This is a genomic window from Candidatus Contendobacter odensis Run_B_J11 (genome assembly GCF_000531125.1).
Taxonomy (GTDB): Bacteria; Pseudomonadota; Gammaproteobacteria; order Competibacterales; family Competibacteraceae; genus Contendibacter; species Contendibacter odensensis.
This window is the reverse complement of the sequence record NZ_CBTK010000260.1, coordinates 1-16,666: the sequence shown is the minus strand read 5'-3', so window position 1 is coordinate 16,666 and position 16,666 is coordinate 1. Positions and strand designations below refer to the sequence as shown.

Annotated in this window: 16 protein-coding genes and 1 pseudogene; 8 read left to right on the top strand and 9 right to left on the bottom strand. The window is 58.9% G+C overall.

The genetic code is table 11. The features are described 5' to 3' along the window. Positions 1-239: pseudogene (locus BN874_RS25185) on the top strand (ISAs1 family transposase); the annotation flags it as partial. Between the two features lie 15 nt (positions 240-254). Beyond that, positions 255-458: an NADAR family protein gene (locus BN874_RS15255; RefSeq protein ID WP_034435059.1), complete on the top strand. Its 204-nt coding sequence runs from the start codon at positions 255-257 to the stop codon at positions 456-458. A 138-nt stretch (positions 459-596) separates the two neighbouring features. On the opposite strand, the gene tnpA is transcribed toward BN874_RS15255, so the two are convergent. Both tnpA and BN874_RS15245 read right to left on the bottom strand, forming a co-directional pair. Further along, positions 597-1,028, bottom strand: coding sequence for an IS200/IS605 family transposase (gene tnpA, locus BN874_RS15250; RefSeq protein ID WP_034435058.1), 432 nt, complete (start codon positions 1,026-1,028; stop codon positions 597-599). Positions 1,029-1,440: 412 nt separating this feature from the next. After that, the gene (locus BN874_RS15245) at positions 1,441-2,778 is read right to left on the bottom strand and encodes a nicotinate phosphoribosyltransferase (RefSeq protein ID WP_034435057.1); all 1,338 of its coding nucleotides are present in this window, start codon (positions 2,776-2,778) and stop codon (positions 1,441-1,443) included. A 124-nt stretch (positions 2,779-2,902) separates the two neighbouring features. Between BN874_RS15245 and BN874_RS15240 the strand changes: the two genes are divergently transcribed. After that, entirely contained in the window at positions 2,903-3,676 is a 774-nt protein-coding gene (locus BN874_RS15240) for an enoyl-CoA hydratase (protein WP_034435056.1), read from the top strand. Between the two features lie 16 nt (positions 3,677-3,692). Here BN874_RS15240 and BN874_RS15235 read toward each other — a convergent pair whose 3' ends face one another. The 5 genes from BN874_RS15235 to BN874_RS15215 form a co-directional block, all read right to left on the bottom strand. Then, a complete protein-coding gene (locus tag BN874_RS15235; RefSeq protein ID WP_034435055.1) occupies positions 3,693-4,307 on the bottom strand; it encodes a response regulator transcription factor in 615 nt (204 codons plus the stop codon). Beyond that, positions 4,304-5,707, bottom strand: a complete 1,404-nt coding sequence (locus BN874_RS22780; RefSeq protein ID WP_081756428.1) for a sensor histidine kinase — start codon at positions 5,705-5,707, stop codon at positions 4,304-4,306. The genes BN874_RS15235 and BN874_RS22780 overlap by 4 nt, the downstream gene beginning before the upstream one ends. Then, positions 5,704-7,668 carry a GAF domain-containing sensor histidine kinase gene (locus BN874_RS22775; protein ID WP_051497903.1) on the bottom strand — a complete coding sequence of 655 codons (1,965 nt, stop codon included), beginning with the start codon at positions 7,666-7,668 and terminating at the stop codon, positions 5,704-5,706. The genes BN874_RS22780 and BN874_RS22775 overlap by 4 nt, the downstream gene beginning before the upstream one ends. Then, positions 7,665-7,973 (bottom strand): hypothetical protein, encoded by a 309-nt coding sequence (locus tag BN874_RS15220; RefSeq protein WP_034435054.1) that lies wholly within the window; start codon positions 7,971-7,973, stop codon positions 7,665-7,667. Before BN874_RS15220 ends, BN874_RS22775 begins: the two co-directional genes overlap by 4 nt. A gap of 73 nt (positions 7,974-8,046) precedes the next feature. After that, positions 8,047-10,296 carry a heavy metal translocating P-type ATPase gene (locus BN874_RS15215; RefSeq protein WP_034435053.1) on the bottom strand — a complete coding sequence of 750 codons (2,250 nt, stop codon included), beginning with the start codon at positions 10,294-10,296 and terminating at the stop codon, positions 8,047-8,049. Between the two features lie 159 nt (positions 10,297-10,455). Between BN874_RS15215 and BN874_RS15210 the strand changes: the two genes are divergently transcribed. Further along, positions 10,456-11,415, top strand: coding sequence for an arginase family protein (locus BN874_RS15210; RefSeq protein ID WP_034435052.1), 960 nt, complete (start codon positions 10,456-10,458; stop codon positions 11,413-11,415). 237 nt (positions 11,416-11,652) lie between these two features. Here BN874_RS15210 and BN874_RS15200 read toward each other — a convergent pair whose 3' ends face one another. Further along, positions 11,653-13,059 (bottom strand): DegQ family serine endoprotease, encoded by a 1,407-nt coding sequence (locus BN874_RS15200; RefSeq protein ID WP_034435049.1) that lies wholly within the window; start codon positions 13,057-13,059, stop codon positions 11,653-11,655. A gap of 108 nt (positions 13,060-13,167) precedes the next feature. Next, positions 13,168-14,247, bottom strand: a complete 1,080-nt coding sequence (locus BN874_RS15195) for a nucleotidyltransferase domain-containing protein (protein WP_034435047.1) — start codon at positions 14,245-14,247, stop codon at positions 13,168-13,170. Positions 14,248-14,437: 190 nt separating this feature from the next. Here BN874_RS15195 and BN874_RS24675 point away from each other — a divergent pair, with 190 nt between their 5' ends. From BN874_RS24675 to BN874_RS15180, 4 genes are read left to right on the top strand one after another with little or no spacing between them, the layout of a single operon-like run. Next, the gene (locus BN874_RS24675) at positions 14,438-14,779 is read left to right on the top strand and encodes a hypothetical protein (protein ID WP_154724963.1); all 342 of its coding nucleotides are present in this window, start codon (positions 14,438-14,440) and stop codon (positions 14,777-14,779) included. A 12-nt stretch (positions 14,780-14,791) separates the two neighbouring features. After that, positions 14,792-15,076: a hypothetical protein gene (locus BN874_RS15190; protein ID WP_034435046.1), complete on the top strand. Its 285-nt coding sequence runs from the start codon at positions 14,792-14,794 to the stop codon at positions 15,074-15,076. Continuing rightward, positions 15,073-15,987 carry an HprK-related kinase A gene (locus tag BN874_RS15185; protein ID WP_034435045.1) on the top strand — a complete coding sequence of 305 codons (915 nt, stop codon included), beginning with the start codon at positions 15,073-15,075 and terminating at the stop codon, positions 15,985-15,987. Before BN874_RS15190 ends, BN874_RS15185 begins: the two co-directional genes overlap by 4 nt. A 42-nt stretch (positions 15,988-16,029) precedes the next feature. Next, positions 16,030-16,593: a thioredoxin family protein gene (locus BN874_RS15180; RefSeq protein WP_034435044.1), complete on the top strand. Its 564-nt coding sequence runs from the start codon at positions 16,030-16,032 to the stop codon at positions 16,591-16,593. Positions 16,594-16,666: the final 73 nt, after the last annotated feature.

The following is a 16,666-nucleotide window of genomic DNA, read 5'->3' as shown; positions in this document are numbered from 1 at the left end:
GGGCCATTGAGAATGCCCCGCACTGGGTGTTGGACGTGCAATTCGGCGAGGATGCCTGCCGGACCCGCCGCGATCACGCCCCGGAAAACCTGGCCCTGATCCGCCGCGTCGCCCTGAACATGCTGCGCCATAATGGCCCTCCACGCGATAGCATCCGCCGCCGCAAACTCCGCGCCGCCCTCAACGATGCCTACCGGTTACGTCTGCTCTTCGGCCCACCCAGTCCGGCTACCCCATAGCACGATTGCCTTGGCATGGCCGGTACCGTTGAATGGCGACAACTGGCCAAAGGCGATGGCGCACTGCTGCGCAGTTGCGGGGAATTGCTGCAGGTGTTGCGCCAGAAGAATACGAATATGGGAGAACCGATCCGGTTTTATCGCCAAGATGAACCTTATGGCTGCTTCTCAAATTTTTCTCCGCATCCTATCTTTCAATACTTCGGACAGTTTTGGTGATCACCATCAACGGGTTAGCCTTCATAGGCTGAGTAACAATCCCCCGGCAGAGCCGGGGGCTTTCGGTTGTGAGCCGCTCAAAGCGGCTAATAGGTCGCTAACGCGGCCCAGCGGGTGAGTGCCACCTAAAGGTGGCGATTAGCGCCACAGATCGATTTGATCAAGACGCTGATCTTCTAACTCCTGATTGCGGATATATTCACGAATGACCGATTCATCACGCCCAACGGTCGAGACAAAATAGCCCCTCGCCCAAAAGTGTTGACCGGTGAAATTCTGCTTCCGCTCAGCGTAAACCCGCGCAAGATGAATAGCACTTTTTCCCTTGATAAAGCCGATGACTTGCGAAACCGCATACTTCGGCGGAATCGAGATCAACATATGAACATGATCGACCATCCAATGCCCCTCTTCGATCCGGCTCTCCTTTTGCCGGGCCAGGTCGTGAAACACAGTCCCTAAATACTTCCTCAGTTGCTTATAGAGGACACGGCGACGCCCCTTGGGGATGAAGACTACATGGTATTTGCACGCCCAACGGGAGTGGTTTAGGCTTTGGGAATGGTCCATCGAGGTTCTCCTCGTCATGTGCTTTGGCGGCTCACGACGCAGAGTTTCCTCGATGGACTCCCTGAAATGTCAAACGGCTACTGTCTCCCCGGCAGAGCCGGGGGGTTACCTATTTTATTTACTTTGCAATTACCTCGATTTTAAAAAAATATAAGTTTGGCATCCAGCCTGCTCAGCGAGCTGCAACCTGCTCTGATGGAGCCACTCCACAGAAAGTGTCGAGGAACCTCCGAAATATTGATATGTACACATGCCGAAGTTGCAAAGAAGTCTGGAACACCGGTGTTCGAACGGACGCATGGTGACGCCTAACCCCGTTCCCGTTCTTCACTCATGAGGCGCGCTTCGACCGCTGATCCCGTCGAAGCGTCAGGGCGGAACGGAAAAAGCAAAAATCCTACTCTTCCGCTGCCTAATGTGCTTCCCGATCCAGCCGCGCCGCCAGTTCGTACAACTCTGGTGCAATGGTCACCGGATAGGGCGGCGCAGGCTGATGGGCGCGCAGAGCGACAGGCAGCGCCGCCAGTTGCGCTCGCGTCCGATTGCGAATGACGGCCAGGGGTTCGGGGGGTTGCAGACGCCGGCCGTGTTCCATCACTTTGATGAGCAGTGAATCACCGGGGCGCGGCTGGTCCTCCAGCCCCAGACAGTCGCCGATGAAAGCACTGTCCGCCGCAGTCTGCCGATAGACCTGTTTACGACCCGGCCAGGTGGCCTTGCCCTCGGAACGCTTGCGCCGTGGCCGTCCCGCGTAGTCTTGCAGCTTATAAACCAAATCCAGGGTCGGTGCGTCGGTGGACGCATCCAGCCGGGTGCCGATGCCGAAACCGTCGAACGGCGCACCGTCGGCGAGCAATTCGCGCAGGCGGTATTCGTCCAGATCGCTGCTGCCGAACAGCGTGACCTCGGCCAAACCACCAGCGTCAAGGATGCGGCGAACCCGGCGGGCGTGTTCGGCCAGATCACCGCTGTCAATACGCACCCCTTTGATAGTAATGCCGTACTCACGCAGGCGTGGAGCCAGCTTGACCAGTTTATGTGCGGCCGCTTCGGTGTCGTAAGTGTCAATCAACAACACCACATTGCCCGGCTGGGCGATAGCAAAGCGCTCAAAGGCGTCTTCCTCGCGGTCATGAGCCTGAATCAGCGAGTGCGCCATGGTGCCGAACAGCGGAATGCCGAATTTTATCCCGGCCAACACCGTGGCAGAACCGGCAAAACCGGTTAGATAGGCCGCCCGCGCCGCCAGTAATGCCGCCTCCGCGCCGTGAGCGCGGCGCATCCCGAAATCCACCAGCAACTTGTCGGGCGCCGCCAATACACAGCGAGCAGCTTTGGACGCGATCACGGTCTGGAAGTGAATCAGATTGATCAACCGACTCTCTACCAATTGCGCCTGTGATAGCGGAGCCGTCACTCGCAACACCGGTTCATTGGCGAAAAAGGCGGTGCCTTCCGGCAGAGCATGAACCGTACCGGTAAAGCGGAATGTCGCCAGCGCCGCGATGAAATCAGGGCCGAAACGGCCGCAATCTGCCAGCCAGTCCAATTCTTCGGCGGTGAAGTGCAAATTTTCCAGATAGTCCAGCACTTGTTCCAAGCCAGCAGCAATCAGGAAATTCCGTTCCAAGGGCAGTCGACGGGTGAAGAGTTCGAATACAGCCGTTTCATGCATGCGTTCGGCATGGTAAGTCTGGAGCATGGTGAGCTGATACAAATCGGTGAGCAGCACGCTGTCAGTGGCAATCATGGAGGTTTCCCAAGTCGAGGTGGCGGCGAGTCGCAACCTTTTTATAGGCTAATGCGCCACCGGCGGGCAAGTGCCTGGCGAAGCGTTGAGTCGTGCATCAAGCAGCATTGCGGAGAGTAAATCAATGGCAGAGATCAAGGTGGAAGAGATTTTAATGGAATACCGGGATGAGGTGATGCTGATTCGGATCCACCGTCCTGACCGGAAAAATGCCCTAACACAATCGATGTACACCGCTCTAACTGCGGCCTTGGCTGCGGCGACGGCAGATGCAAAGGTGCGGGTGGTGGTGCTGACCGGCAGTGGCGACAGCTTCACCAGCGGCAATGACATCGCTGATTTCCTGGCGGCGCCGCCGACCGGTGAGGAGAGTCCGGTGTTCCAGTTCCTGGCGGCGCTGCGCCAGTTCGAGAAGCCGTTGATCGCGGCGGTAACGGGGATGGCGGTCGGCATCGGAGTGACATTGTTGTTGCATTGCGATCTGGTGTATGCGCGAGCTGGAGCCAGGATGCAATTGCCGTTTGTGAACCTTGGCCTGTGCCCGGAGGCCGGGTCCAGTCTGCTATTGCCACGGTTGATCGGTTACCCACGGGCGGTGGAATTGCTGCTGCTGGGCGAGCCGTTCAGTGCTGAGCAAGCGCTGGATTGGGGGCTGATCAATGCTATCAGCGCCGATGCGGATGCGACGCTGGAGCAGGCGCTGGCGACGGCGCAGCGGCTGGCCCGGCAACCGGCAGCAGCAGTGCATCTGACCAAGTGGCTGCTGAAACGGGGCGAGGCCGAAGCGGTGCAGAAAACCATTGCGTTGGAGGGACGGTATTTCACCGAGCGATTACACGCGCCGGAGGCAGTAGCGGCTTTGCAGGCATTCGCGGGGCGGCGGCGTTCGAGCGAATAACGAGTTGGCAATAGTGTTAACCCGTGTTGTTCAGCAGCGCCAGCATTCGGATCAGATCCGACAGCGACTCCGCTTGCACTTTTTCCATCACCCGCTTGCGATGAATTTCTACGGTGGAAAGGCTGATCCCCAATTCGGCGGCGATCACTTTGTTGTATTGCCCCATCGCCACGCGATCCAGCACTTCCCGCTCGCGGGGCGACAACCGCGCCATGCGCGCCGCCGCATCGGCGCGCAAAGTCTGCCGACGGCGTTCCCGGCTATCGAGTTCCAGCGCCTCGTGAATCCGCGCCCGCAGCATCTCACCCTGAAACGGCTTTTCGATGAAATCGAAGGCGCCGGCCTTCATCGCCCGGATCGCCATCGGAACGTCGCCGTGGCCGGTCATAAAGATGATCGGAATGCGGTTGCCCTGAGTCTGGAGCTGCTTTTGCAACTCCAGGCCACTCATGCCGGGCATCCGCACATCCAGCACCACACAGCCGGGCTGGCGGGCGGCGTCGGCAGCGAGAAATTCGGCGGCGCTGGCGAAAGTATCCACGCTGAGCCCGCCCGCCCGCAGCAGCAACCCAAGCGCATCGCGCACCGCCGGATCGTCGTCAATGATAAAAACAGTGGGGGGCTTGCTCATGCGCAGGAGGGACCGGGAGGGTGGCGGTGGATCGGTAGCGTGAACTGGAACGACATACCGCAATCCGGTTCGGGATTGGGCATCGCCCACAGCTTTCCGCCTTGGGATTCGATGATCGAGCGGCTGACCGACAGCCCTAGTCCCATGCCACTGGGCTTGGTGGTGAAAAAGGGCTGAAACAGGTGTTCGGTCTCTTCCGCGCCAGGTCCTTGGCCGGTGTCATGCACGGTGACCAGTACGGTGTCCGTATCCAGCAGCGCCGTGCGTAAGGTCAATTCACGCAGTCTGTCGTTGGTTTCGCTCATCGCCTCGATGGCGTTACGCATCAGATAAAGCACCACCAACTGAATTTGGAGGTCGTCGGCCAGGATCGTCGGCAGCGCTTCCGCCAGTTCCAGTCGTACCGTGACCTGGGCCTGGTGCAGTTCCAATTGGGCGTAATGAACCATCGCACCCATCAGCGCATTGATATCGAGTGCGCTCTGGGCTGAGGGATGCTTGCGCACCAACTCGCGCAGGTGACGGATGATCTCACCGGCCCGCAGCCCCTGGTTGACGACGGCTTCAAGGGTAGCGGTCAAATCTCGCGGATCGGTCTGATCCCGGCGCAGCAGGGTCAGGCAGGCCTGGGTATACGCCACAATCGCCGCCAGCGGCTGGTTCAGTTCGTGGGCCAGATTCGATGCCAGTTCCACTGCCAAACTGAGCCGCGCTGTTTTCGCCAGCTCGACCTGCTGCCGCCGCAATTGATCCTCGGCCAGTTTGCGAGCGGTAATGTCTTCGGCCAAACCGACAATGCGATAAACATAGCCGAATGCGTCGCGGATGGGAAAACCCCGATCCCAAATCCAGCGAATCGTTCCATCGGGGCGGATGATTCGATATTCCTCATTGAGAACCCCGGATTCGAGTTTGGCGATATGCGCGGCATGAACCTGTGGCTGGTCGTCGGGATGAACCGCTTCGATCCAGTCCAGTGGCCGTTCCAGAAAACTCTGCGCCGGTCGTCCCCAAATCTCTTCATAGGCCGGACTCACATAGAGCAGTCGCTCCTCGGCGATGCCATGTACCCAGAATACTTCACGGATGTGTTCAGCCAACTGGCGAAACTGTTCTTCGCTGTCGCGCCGGGCTATTTCCGCCTGGACGCGAGCGGCGATTTGCCGTTTCAGAGTTTGGTTGATCGCGGTCAATTCGGCGGCTTGGGTAACGCGCTGTGTGGTGCGGGCCTGAAAGCGCAATAATCCGTAGAACAAGGCGCCACTGGCAACCACGAAAAGCCCCGGTTTTAGCAGATGGGGAAAAACCAGCGGAGCGCCCGCCAACAGCCAGATGAAACCACCGATGACATACAGCAACGCCAGTACGGTCGGAGGAATGGCTTGGAAACCGGTCATCATCCGGCCGCCGTCTGGCTAACCCTGATCTCGGCGGGTGCGCGCTCTGGCGGGCTGACGCGATGGGCGACGGGCAGGGTGAAGTGAAAGGTGACGCCGGGACCTGGGTTGGCGGTCGCCCACAACCGGCCGCCGTGAGCCTCGATAATGGATTGGCTGATGGAAAGCCCCAAGCCCAGTCCATCGGGTTTGGTGGTGAAAAACGGGTGCAGCAATTGCCCAAGCATATCGGGCGCCAGTCCGGGGCCGGTGTCCTGAACGGTGATTTCGACCGCATCCTGCGCCGGTTGGGCGGACACGGTGATCGTGCGCATCCCCTCGCTGTCGCCGATAGCGTCCACTGCATTACGGACCAGATTGAGAATCACCTGCTGGATTTGGAGTGCATCGGCCAGTACCCATGGCAGATGGGGAGCTATTTTATGGCGAATGCGGACTTGGTGACGCCGCGCTTCCAGCTTCAGGAAATCGGCAATGTCGCTGAGCAGTCCGTCAGCGCCGACAGCGCTGTACTGCGGTTTGCTCTGGCGGGCAAAGTGGCGGATATGCTGAATAATGGTTTGCACCCGGATACTCTGGGCGGCGATTTTTTCCAGGGCTTGCTGCAGATCGGTCGGCTCAAACCCGCCAGTTTGCAACTGGATCAAGCCGGCTTCCGCGTACAAGCTGATCGCGGTGATCGGCTGGTTGATTTCATGCACCAGGCTGGAAGCCATTTCACCGAGGGTATTAAGGCGCGAGGTATGCGCCAGCAAGGCTTGTTGGCGCTGGGCGGTCGCCGCCATCCGTTCCTGCTCCAAAGTGCCGCCCACCCATTGCGCCATAAGCTGAATCAGTTCTCGATCCACCGGAGTGAACGGAATCGGTCGTGGCTGGGCCGAACTGAAGTTCAACGTTCCGTAGATCTGGCTGCCTACCCGCACTGGAGCGCCCAGATAGGCTTCCAGCTTGAACTTGCGATAGCAGGGATGCTGGCGTTGGTGACTGGCCGAAGCCTGCTCGAAACCCAGCGGTTGCTGGGCGCGCAGCGTTTCGCGGCAATAGGTGTCGCCGAGCGTAAAAACATCGCCCTGAGTGATTTCTCCGCCGGGCGCCAAGGCTTGCATCACCTCATAGCGCTCGCCCTCGACGTGGGACAGGATCCCGATGTTCAAGCCAAAGCGCTGACAGCCCATCGCCAGCAGCGCCTGAATCTGTTCGCCGGGATGGCGGCGCGGAATGGAAATGGCCGCATACAGGGTTCGCATCGCGGCTACGCTATCGATCAGCGCCGCTTGTTGTTCAGCCAGTTGTTGATTGCTGTCCTCGGCCTGCTGCTTGGCGGCGGCATAGGAACAGGCCAGTTCGCTCTTTTCCTGAGCCAGCCGCAACGATTGGGTCAGCGCATGGTGGTAGCGGTAGGCAGTGCCCAGCGCCAGCAGCAGGTAGAGCACGCCGGTAGTACCCATGATGGCGCGCAGCGGATCGCCGTGCAGCAGCAACCACAGCAGCGGCGGCAACGCGAGAGGCAGGGCGTAGGCCACATAGGTCATCAGCACCGGGGCCAGGGTAAAAACGCCGCCCATCATCACGCCGCCCAGGATCAGGGCGATAAAGGTGTCGTAGACCAGCGAGGGTGACAACGCCAGCAGCAGAGCGCAACCGCCCCAGCAGATGCCGCTGGCGGTGCAGGCCCAAGTGTAGCGGGCGGCCCAGCGTTCCATATCGGCATCGGGCTGCGAGCGGCGCTGAAACGCGAAGGTCAGAGCCAGTCGGATCAGAATGGTGGTTTCCAGCAGCGCCAACCAGGTGACTAATACCGGATGCGGCAGCACCTCCCAGGCCACCAGCGCCAGCAGGGGGGCGACGATTAAGCTGGCGACTGCGCCCAGCGGGGCTTGTGCGTACAGCAATCGCACTTGCTCGCGGTGAATTCGCTGCGTAGCCGGATCGGCAGTGGGACTGGGACGCCCAACCGGGTTCATGCCGGATGACGCGGCAGTGGAGAAATCGGCGGTTTCCGGTTGGGCGTTCCCTCATTTTCCAACAGGGGGTGGGCGGATTCGATGGTGTACTCGCCTTCGATCACGTTGGGCGCGGCGGCACGGGCGGATTGCCCCAGCCGGCGGAATTGCCACCACAGCCAGCCGCCGACCGCCAGCCCGGCGATCAGTAGCACCGTGAACAGCAGCGAGGCGAGGATGAATCCCGCCGCGATTGCCAGCACCGAGGTTAACGCCAGTCCCAGCCGATTCAGCCAGGAGGGTTGCGGGAGAGATAGTAATTTCATCGGCGCGCGATCCAGAACCACCAGACAATCAGGGCGATCAGGCCCAGTCCGGCCAGATTGACGATAAGCGGGGTCATGTGGGTGTGCCTCGTGGATGGAAACTACGGAGCCGGTTGGCGTTGCTAACGACCGTGAAGGACGAGAGCGCCATCGCGGCGCCAGCCAGCATCGGATTAAGCAGCAGCCCGGTCGCGGGGTAGAGCGCACCCGCCGCGAGCGGAATGCCCAAGATATTGTAAAGAAAAGCGCCGACCAGATTTTGCCGAATGTTGCTGAGCGTCGCGCGCGAGATGGCGACCGCATCGGCAATGCCATGCAGCGAGCCGCGCACCACGGTGATGCCTGCACTTTCGATAGCGATGTCGGTGCCGGTGCCCATGGCAAAGCCAACATCCGCTTGCGCCAGCGCCGGAGCGTCGTTAATCCCATCGCCGACCATCCCGACCACCGCGCCATCGGCCTGAAGATCGACGATGAGCTTGGCCTTGTCGGTTGGCGACACTTCAGCGAACACTTCATCAATACCGACTTGCGCCGCAATCGCATGAGCGGTAGCCGCGTGATCGCCGGTCAGCAGCACCAGCCGCAACCCTAATGCGCGCAACCGGGCGATAGCGGCGGCAGCATCCGGTTTAGGCGGATCAGCGACCATAATCAGACCGGCCAGCGCACCATCTACCGCCACAAACACCGGGGTTTGACCCTGCGCCGCCCACCGTTCCGCTTCCGTATGCAGCGGGGTAGTGTCAATGCTGCGTTCCGCCAAAAGTCGGCGGTTACCCACCATGAGGGTGCGATTTTCAACTTGACCAACTGCGCCCTGCCCAGTAATCGCCTGGAACTGCGCTACTGGAGAAAGAGTGAGACCGCGCTCACCGGCGGCGTCCAGAATCGCCCGCGCCAGCGGATGCTCGGAGCCAGCTTCCAAACCGGCGGCGAGCCGGAATATCTCCGTTTCCTCAAAACCAGGCGCGGCGACGATGGCGGTTACGGTGGGGCGACCGATAGTGACGGTGCCGGTTTTATCCAGAACTACCGTGGTCAACTGCCCGGCCCGTTGCAACGCTGCGCCGTCGCGGATCAGGATGCCGTATTCGGCCGCTTTGCCGACCCCGACCATGATCGAGATCGGCGTAGCCAGTCCCAGCGCGCAGGGGCAGGCGATGATCAATACGGTGAGGGTGGTGACCAGCATGTAGCTCAGACGCGGTTCAGGACCGAAATTGAACCAAACCAGCGCGGTGAGTACAGCGATGATCAGCACTGAGGGAACAAAGATGGCTGCGACCCGGTCGGCCAGCCGGGCAATCGGCGGCTTGCTGCTCTGGGCTTGGCGCACACTGGCGATGATCTGTGCCAACACCGTATCCGATCCCACCCGGCGGGCGCGGAATACAAAAGTGCCGGTTTGATTCACCGTGCCGCCGGTGACGGGATCGCCTTCACGCTTGGTCACCGGCAAGGCTTCGCCGGTCAGCATGGCTTCATCCACGAGGGATTGACCGCTGGTGATTTCGCCGTCCACCGGGATTTTCTCGCCGGGCCGCACCCGGATCAGCATCGCAATACCAATAGATTCAATCGGTACATCGCGTTCCAAGTCGCCCTCAACCACGCGGGCGGTTTTCGGTTGCAGACCGAGCAGGCGTTGAATGGCGGCGGACGCTTTGCCCCGCGCCCGGCTTTCCAACGCGGAACCAAGATTGATCAGGGCGATGATGGTCACTGCCGCTTCAAAATAGGCATGACGGGCCAGGCTCGGTACGCTGGCGGGAAACAGCGTCACCAGCATCGAATAGAGCCACGCCGCGCCAGTACCCAATGCGATCAACGTATCCATGTTGGCGGTGTGGTGGCGGAACTGGCGCCAGGCGCCAATAAAGAAATGTCCGCCACTGTAGACCATCGCCGCCAAGGTCAGCAGACCGGTTGCAATCCAGAACCGGGGGCCGTTTGGTGCGGTGAGCGCTGGGAGCCAACCCGCCATCTCCGCGATCATCAGCGGCGCGGCCAGGAGACCGGCGATGAGGGTGTTGCGGACCAGCCGCCGATAGTGAGCCTGTTCTGCCGCCTCGCGCTCCTCCGCCTCGGCGTGGGTATCGCGTAATTCGGCGGCTTCATAGCCCGCCGCTCGAACCGCATCAATCAGGGTCGCCGCCGCAACATCACCCATCACTTGCGCGGTGCGCTCGGCGAAATTGACCTGTGCCTTGGCAACACCGGCTACTCCGCTCAGTGCGGTTTCCACCGCAGCGACGCACCCGGCACAACTCATGCCGGTAATCGCCAGCCGTAGTGGCTTGGCGTCCGAGGTAACGGTCATTTCGGGTGGACTCCTGACTGGAAATTTTATCGAGGTTACAACTCTCTGCGCCGTGATCCAACCGCCGCCGGGGTTGCTGTTGGGGTTGATATCCGAACTCGCTTATGATGCGGTGCTGAAAAGTGGCTAACTCCATTAAGATATAGAGGATTGAGAGTAATGGCGCGAAGTAGAACAGTGGCCGTTTATGCGGGCGAAGAACTGGGGCGCTACGGTTTCGAGGATCATCCTTTCGGTGAAGATCGCATCCACGCTTTTTGGGACGAGATGCACATTCGCCACCTCGACTACCAGGTGCGCATCTTTCAACCGGCGATAGCAACCGAGGAACAGCTCAAACTGTTCCACACCCCCGAATATGTTGAAAAGGTCAAAATCTACTCCGAGGCTGGCGAGGGCTTGCTGGATTATGGCGATACCCCCGCTTACAAAGGCGTCTTCGAGGATGCTTCATTCGTGGTGGGCACCGTAATTGACGCCACCTGCAAGGTGATGAACAACGAGGCCCGGCGGGTTTTTGTGCCTATCGCCGGCCTGCATCACAGCATGCCCGACACCGCTTCCGGTTTCTGCGTCTTCAACGATGTCGGCGTGGCCATCAAGATTCTGCAACAAGACTACGGCCTGGAACGCATCGCTTATGTGGATATTGACGCCCATCATGGCGACGGCGTGTTTTATCCGTTCGAGTCCGACCCGACCGTCATCTTCGCCGATATCCATGAAGATGGCCGTTACAACTTCCCGCAGAGCGGCTTCTCCCACGAAGTCGGCAAGGGCTTGGCCAAGGGGCGCAAGCTCAATATCCCGTTGTTGCCGCTGTCAGCCGACGACGACTTTATGCTGATGTGGGACAAGGTTGAGAATTTTCTGCGCCAGTGGGAACCGCAGTTCGTATTTATGAATTGCGGCGCTGACGGTTTGAACGGCGACCCGCTGGCCCATCTGCACTACACAGCCCGCGCTCACAGCCGCGCCGCCTGCGGTTTGTGCCAGATCGCCGAAGAATTCGCCGAGGGCCGCATCGTCGGGGTGGGCGGTGGCGGTTACGATCTGCGCAATATCAGCAAAGCCTGGACTGCGGTGGTGGATTCCTTTCTGGAAGCCCCGATGCGCTGAAGCAACCGCAACAGGGCATCGCGTTGATCAACGGAGCGATGGAGCGGATTGATGAAATCACCCGGCAAATCGCGAATGGCGCCGGGGAATCGGGTGAGTTGCAGTAGCTGGCTGAGCGCTTGCTGGAAATCGCCTGTGGCAGCCCCAAAGCCGGGAATCCGGCTGTTGTCCAGCATGTATAGAGCCTTGTTTTCCCTCGCCCGACGCGGGCGAGAGATATTTTGATGATGCAGGCTGTCAGTTTTTTTCGGCTTCCGGAATAGTCACCGCCAGGAATAACGCGCCGTTCTCACGCTTGACCAGCACCGGGATCGGTCGGCCAGCCGGCAACGCTTTCACCAGTTCCGTAAACTGGCCAACGTCGCTGATTTCCTGATTGTTGACCCGGGTGATAATGTCGCCCGGCTGGATGCCGGCGCTGGCTGCTGGACCCTCGTCTACATCCTTGACCAATACGCCTTGGTTGCCTTGCTTGGGCTGGTCAGCGGGTAATTCCGTCACCATCAGGCCCAGCCGATTGTGGGTGGACGGTTCAGCAATCGCTTGTTGCAGCTTGGCCTCTTCCGGTAATTCCTTGATCTGCACCGTCAGCACCTGCTCCTTGCCATCACGAATCACGGTGAGCGGCGCGGAGGTTCCGGGCCGGGTGCGCCCGACCATCAGCGGCAGATCGCTGGAATGCCGCACCGGCTGGTTGTTGAAAGCGGTAATAATGTCGCCGGTTTTGATTCCGGCTCCCTGCGCCGGGCTATCGGCCATTACTTGCCCAATCAGGGCGCCGCGTGGCTTGTCAAGCCCAAAGGATTGCGCCAGTTCCGGGGTGACTTCCTGAATCAGTACGCCCAGCCAGCCACGCGCTACCTTGCCGCCTGCCTTGATCTGATCCACTACGTCCATTGCTACGTCAATGGGAATGGCGAAGGAGACGCCCTGATAGCCACCGGAACGACTGTAAATCTGTGAGTTGACGCCGATCACTTCGCCGTCGAGATTGAACAATGGCCCGCCGGAGTTGCCGGGATTGACGGCGGCATCGGTCTGGATGAACGGCACGTAGTTGTCATTGGGCAGGCTGCGGGCCAGGGCGCTGATGATGCCTTGGGTAGCGCTACGTTCGAAGCCGAACGGCGAACCGATAGCCAGCACCCATTGGCCGACTTTGATCTTTTGGGTGTCGCCGAGTTTGACCGTGGGTAGCTTGGCGTCGGTCTTGACTTTAAGCAGGGCGATGTCGCTGCGGCGGTCCTTGCCGATGACTTGCGCGGGTAATTCGGTGCGGTCGCTCAGACCGATCACGATGCTGTCCACGTCCTCGACCACATGAGCGTTGGTGACGATATAGCCGTCCGCCGAGATGATGAAGCCGGAACCGACCGAGGATCGCGGTTGCGCGGGCAGGTTCGGCATTTGTTCAAAGAATTTTTTGAAATAGTCGTGGAACGGGCTATTTTCAGGAATCGGCGGGTGGCCGCGTCGGTTTTGATCCCGCTCCTTGACATCAACTTTGGTCTGAATGCTGACCACCGCCGGGCTGTTCTGCTCAACCAGGGTAGCGAAATCGGGGTATTCCGCTGCCCAGAGGGCCGCGTTGTACAGCAGGCCGAGGACAGCGAGCAGCCAGAACGGCGGTTTATAGCGTTGCATAAGAAGTCTCCTGATCAGGGAATTGCACGGTTCATTCGGCGCGAGCAAGGCTGAAAAACCCGGTAGCGCGTCGGGATTGACCGTTACCGGCGGGCTTGGTTCGGAGCTTCAGGCGCGGCTGCGCAGGCGGGCAGTCGCCTTGGTGGTCAGATGGCGGGCAAGCAGCAGGGGCGGCATCCGCAGCCAGTGCGAGCGGATATAGAGCAGCCAGCGGGCGGTGGCCGGACCCATGCGGCGGGGTTGTTCGGTCAGGGTAATGGCGGTGAGTAACCGATCCATGAGGAGCCGCGTCGGCCAAGGTGGGGCGCAGGGTTGCAGGGCGCGAGTGACGGCAGCGGGCACCGGCGTTCCCAAAAAGCGTTGGGCGTAGCGCAACCCGTAAAACAGGGGCCGGCCTAAGTGCAGTTGCCGGGCGCGTTGCGGCAGCGTGTCCCAGAAGTCGGGTTCGTGCGCGCTGAAATGGCTGAGCAGTTGGTGCAAGTCCAGCAGGTCGCGCAGTGGGTTGGCCAGTTCGCCGTCGTGGAAGGCATGGGCGACGCTGTGCAGCACCATGTCGGTCGGAGCGAAGACGCGGAACGGGGTGCCGGGCAGGGGACGGGAAGCCGCGATCAGTTGCGCCGGGTCGGGCTTCAGGCGACTGGTTGTCGGCAGGATGGTGTGATGGACGTCTACCACTGTGCCACGCAGCCGATGCCGGAGCGGCGGCAGTTCGTGCATCCACTGGCGATAGTAGTGATCGTCGTAGTCAGCTTTTTTTACACTCTCCCAGCCGTGCTGAGTCAGCGCCGTTTCAAGGGTGGACAGGCTGGATTTGGGCACCATAATGTCTACATCGGATACCAACCGGCCACGGGCGCAGGGCAAGCCGGCCATGACGTAGGCGGCACCTTTGAGTAAAATCACTGGAAAATCAAGGCTTGGCAGGTCAAATAGGGCGCGTTGGATGCGGTTGCATTCCCAACGGCTGCGGCGTTCGTGTTCGGTGGCGATGATCGCGGCAGCTTCCAAATGCGGCTGCACTTGGGGCGGGATGCGGTCGAGTTGGCCCTGTGCCTCCAGTGAGGTGTAAAGTTTAGCGACTACCCCGGATCGGCGGGCCTGGGGCAGTAAACAGTCCCAGTCATGCAAGCTAAGTGTTGGTAAAGATTCAGGTTTAGCGATAGCGTGTAGCAGGAGGTTGGAGCGCATGTTGAAAATAATCGCGTTGGAGGCACCGATAAATTATGGCAAATTTTACACTCGCCATGATGAGGTCTGTTGGAGATTTTCAGTGATTTGTATTAAATACAGTGGGTTATCGAGTATTTTTTAGATTTGGAATGAAATTTGCTTTGTTTTCAGCCAAATTCACTTTTGAAAAACTTCAAGGAGCAATCCCATGACTGAGCATGACCAGCAATCTTCGGGTGTGGAAGCGGTGACGAATGCGCAACCTTCGCAGGGGCGGCGGCGCTGGGTCAAAGGCGCGATGCTGGCGACGCCAGCGGTAATGACTTTGTTTCACGGGCGGTTGGCAATGGCTAGCGCGATATGCTCTACAAAAGCGGTTCCAGCACAGCCAGGCTGGGTTGATCAGAATATCCCTCCCAATCAATTGGACAATGTTGGCCCCAACGGAGCACTTGGCTATATAGACAAAGATGATAATTTTGTTCCAGCTCCCCTTGGTGATCAAAACGCATTTCATTCTGCTGCTTGCTGGGGTTCTGTTCAACCGTAACTGATAAAAACTATGCGCTGGCGATCTAGCCGTTGTGATGAATCAAAATGGTACTTCTGGGATGCGGAAAAATATGTTTTTTTCAATACTGGATCGGCGCAAACTCATCAGTTGAGTCAGTTTGCAGTTGATATTCTGACGCTGCTTAAAACTCAACCACTTGAGTTGTCGGAACTCATTGAACAACTGGCTGGAGTCTATGAAAACCTTGAATTTGATGCCGAAACTGTTGCCTATCTCCAGGAAACGATGGTCTTACTGGATGGCATTGGTCTCATTGAACCGGAAATGATGTGAAGTTCGCGGAACTCGCAACTGTTGATCAGCAAAACCGGCTTCGTTTCGGTGATCTTTGTTTTAGAGCAGGTTCCTTCCGTTTCCGCTTACATAGCGATTTAATTGAATTTGCGCCGCTTCTCCAGCGAATGTATGCCGACTATTTATTATCGGCTGACGATTTCGTTGACTTCCACATCAATCTGTTGAGTCGCACTCATTGGCGGCGTCCTTGGCAACCACAGGCTCATTTCCTCTTGGATGATGATGAGCCATTTGAACCTTTCCCTCGCGATACTGCCCTGCCTTTCCTGGAATGGGGTTTGAACTGGTGCGTAGCGACCCGCGCCCATCATTACCTGATGCTTCACGCCGGCGTTATTGCAAGGGACGATCAGGCGCTGATATTGCCCGCATGGCCAGGTTCTGGCAAAAGTACGCTCAGTGCTGCGCTTTGCCATCGCGGTTGGCGGTTGTTATCTGACGAGTTTGGATTGGTTCGGCCAAAAGATGGCTTATTAGCACCATTCCCCCGGCTGGTTGCCCTCAAAAACGAGTCCATTGCCGTCATTCGCGCTTTCGCGCCGGATGCGGTGCTGGGGCCGGAATATCCCAAGACCCGCAAAGGTACGCTCTGCCATCTGCGCCCCCCGACCGACAGCATTGAACGGGATCAGGAACTGGCTCAACCCCGCTGGATTGTGTTTCCGCAGTTCAAAGCCGGTGCTGCCATGAGCCTGCGCCCGATGCCCCGCACCGAAGCCTTTGTCACCCTCAGCGGCCACTCCTTCAACTACGATTTAATCGGCCTGCGCGGATTTGAAACGCTGGCCCATCTGATTGATTCTTGTGAGTGCTATCGGTTTGAATACGGCGGCGACCTCGAACAAGCCGTGGCGCAACTGAACGCCTTGGCGGACGGTCTGATTTAGCGGCTCATATCCGTAAAATCCGCATAAAGGAGAACCCTCGTCATGGCTCAAGTCTCGTCCATCATGCTGCCGCTCGGTACTACCGCCCCTGCTTTTAGTCTGCCCGAACCCGCCACCGGCAACACCGTAGCGCTGGCCGATTTTGCAACAGCACCGGCGCTGCTGGTTCTGTTCATCTGCAATCATTGCCCCTTCGTCAAGCACATCCAAGCGGAATTGGCGCGATTCGCCCGCGAATATCAGGCCAGAGGATTAGCCATTGTGGCGATCAGCGCCAATGATGCCGCCGACTATCCTAGCGACAGCCCGGCCAAAATGGCTGAGGAAGTGAAAAGCGCCGGCTATGTCTTTCCCTATCTGTATGACGAAAGCCAAGCGGTCGCTAAGGCGTATCAGGCCGCGTGTACTCCAGATTTTTTCCTGTTCGACGCAAACCGCACCTTGGTTTATCGCGGCCAGTTCGACGGCAGTCGGCCCGGTAATACGGTCCCGGTGAATGGCGCTGATTTGCGGGCAGCGGCGGATGCGATATTGGCCGGACAGCCAATTTCACCGAATCAAAAACCCAGCATTGGTTGCAATATCAAATGGAAGATGGGGAAATAGGCATTCAAAGAAAAATTTCCTTCTGTAAATTTTCCCGTGATAGTAAATTAGCATATACTGATAAGAGAAACTT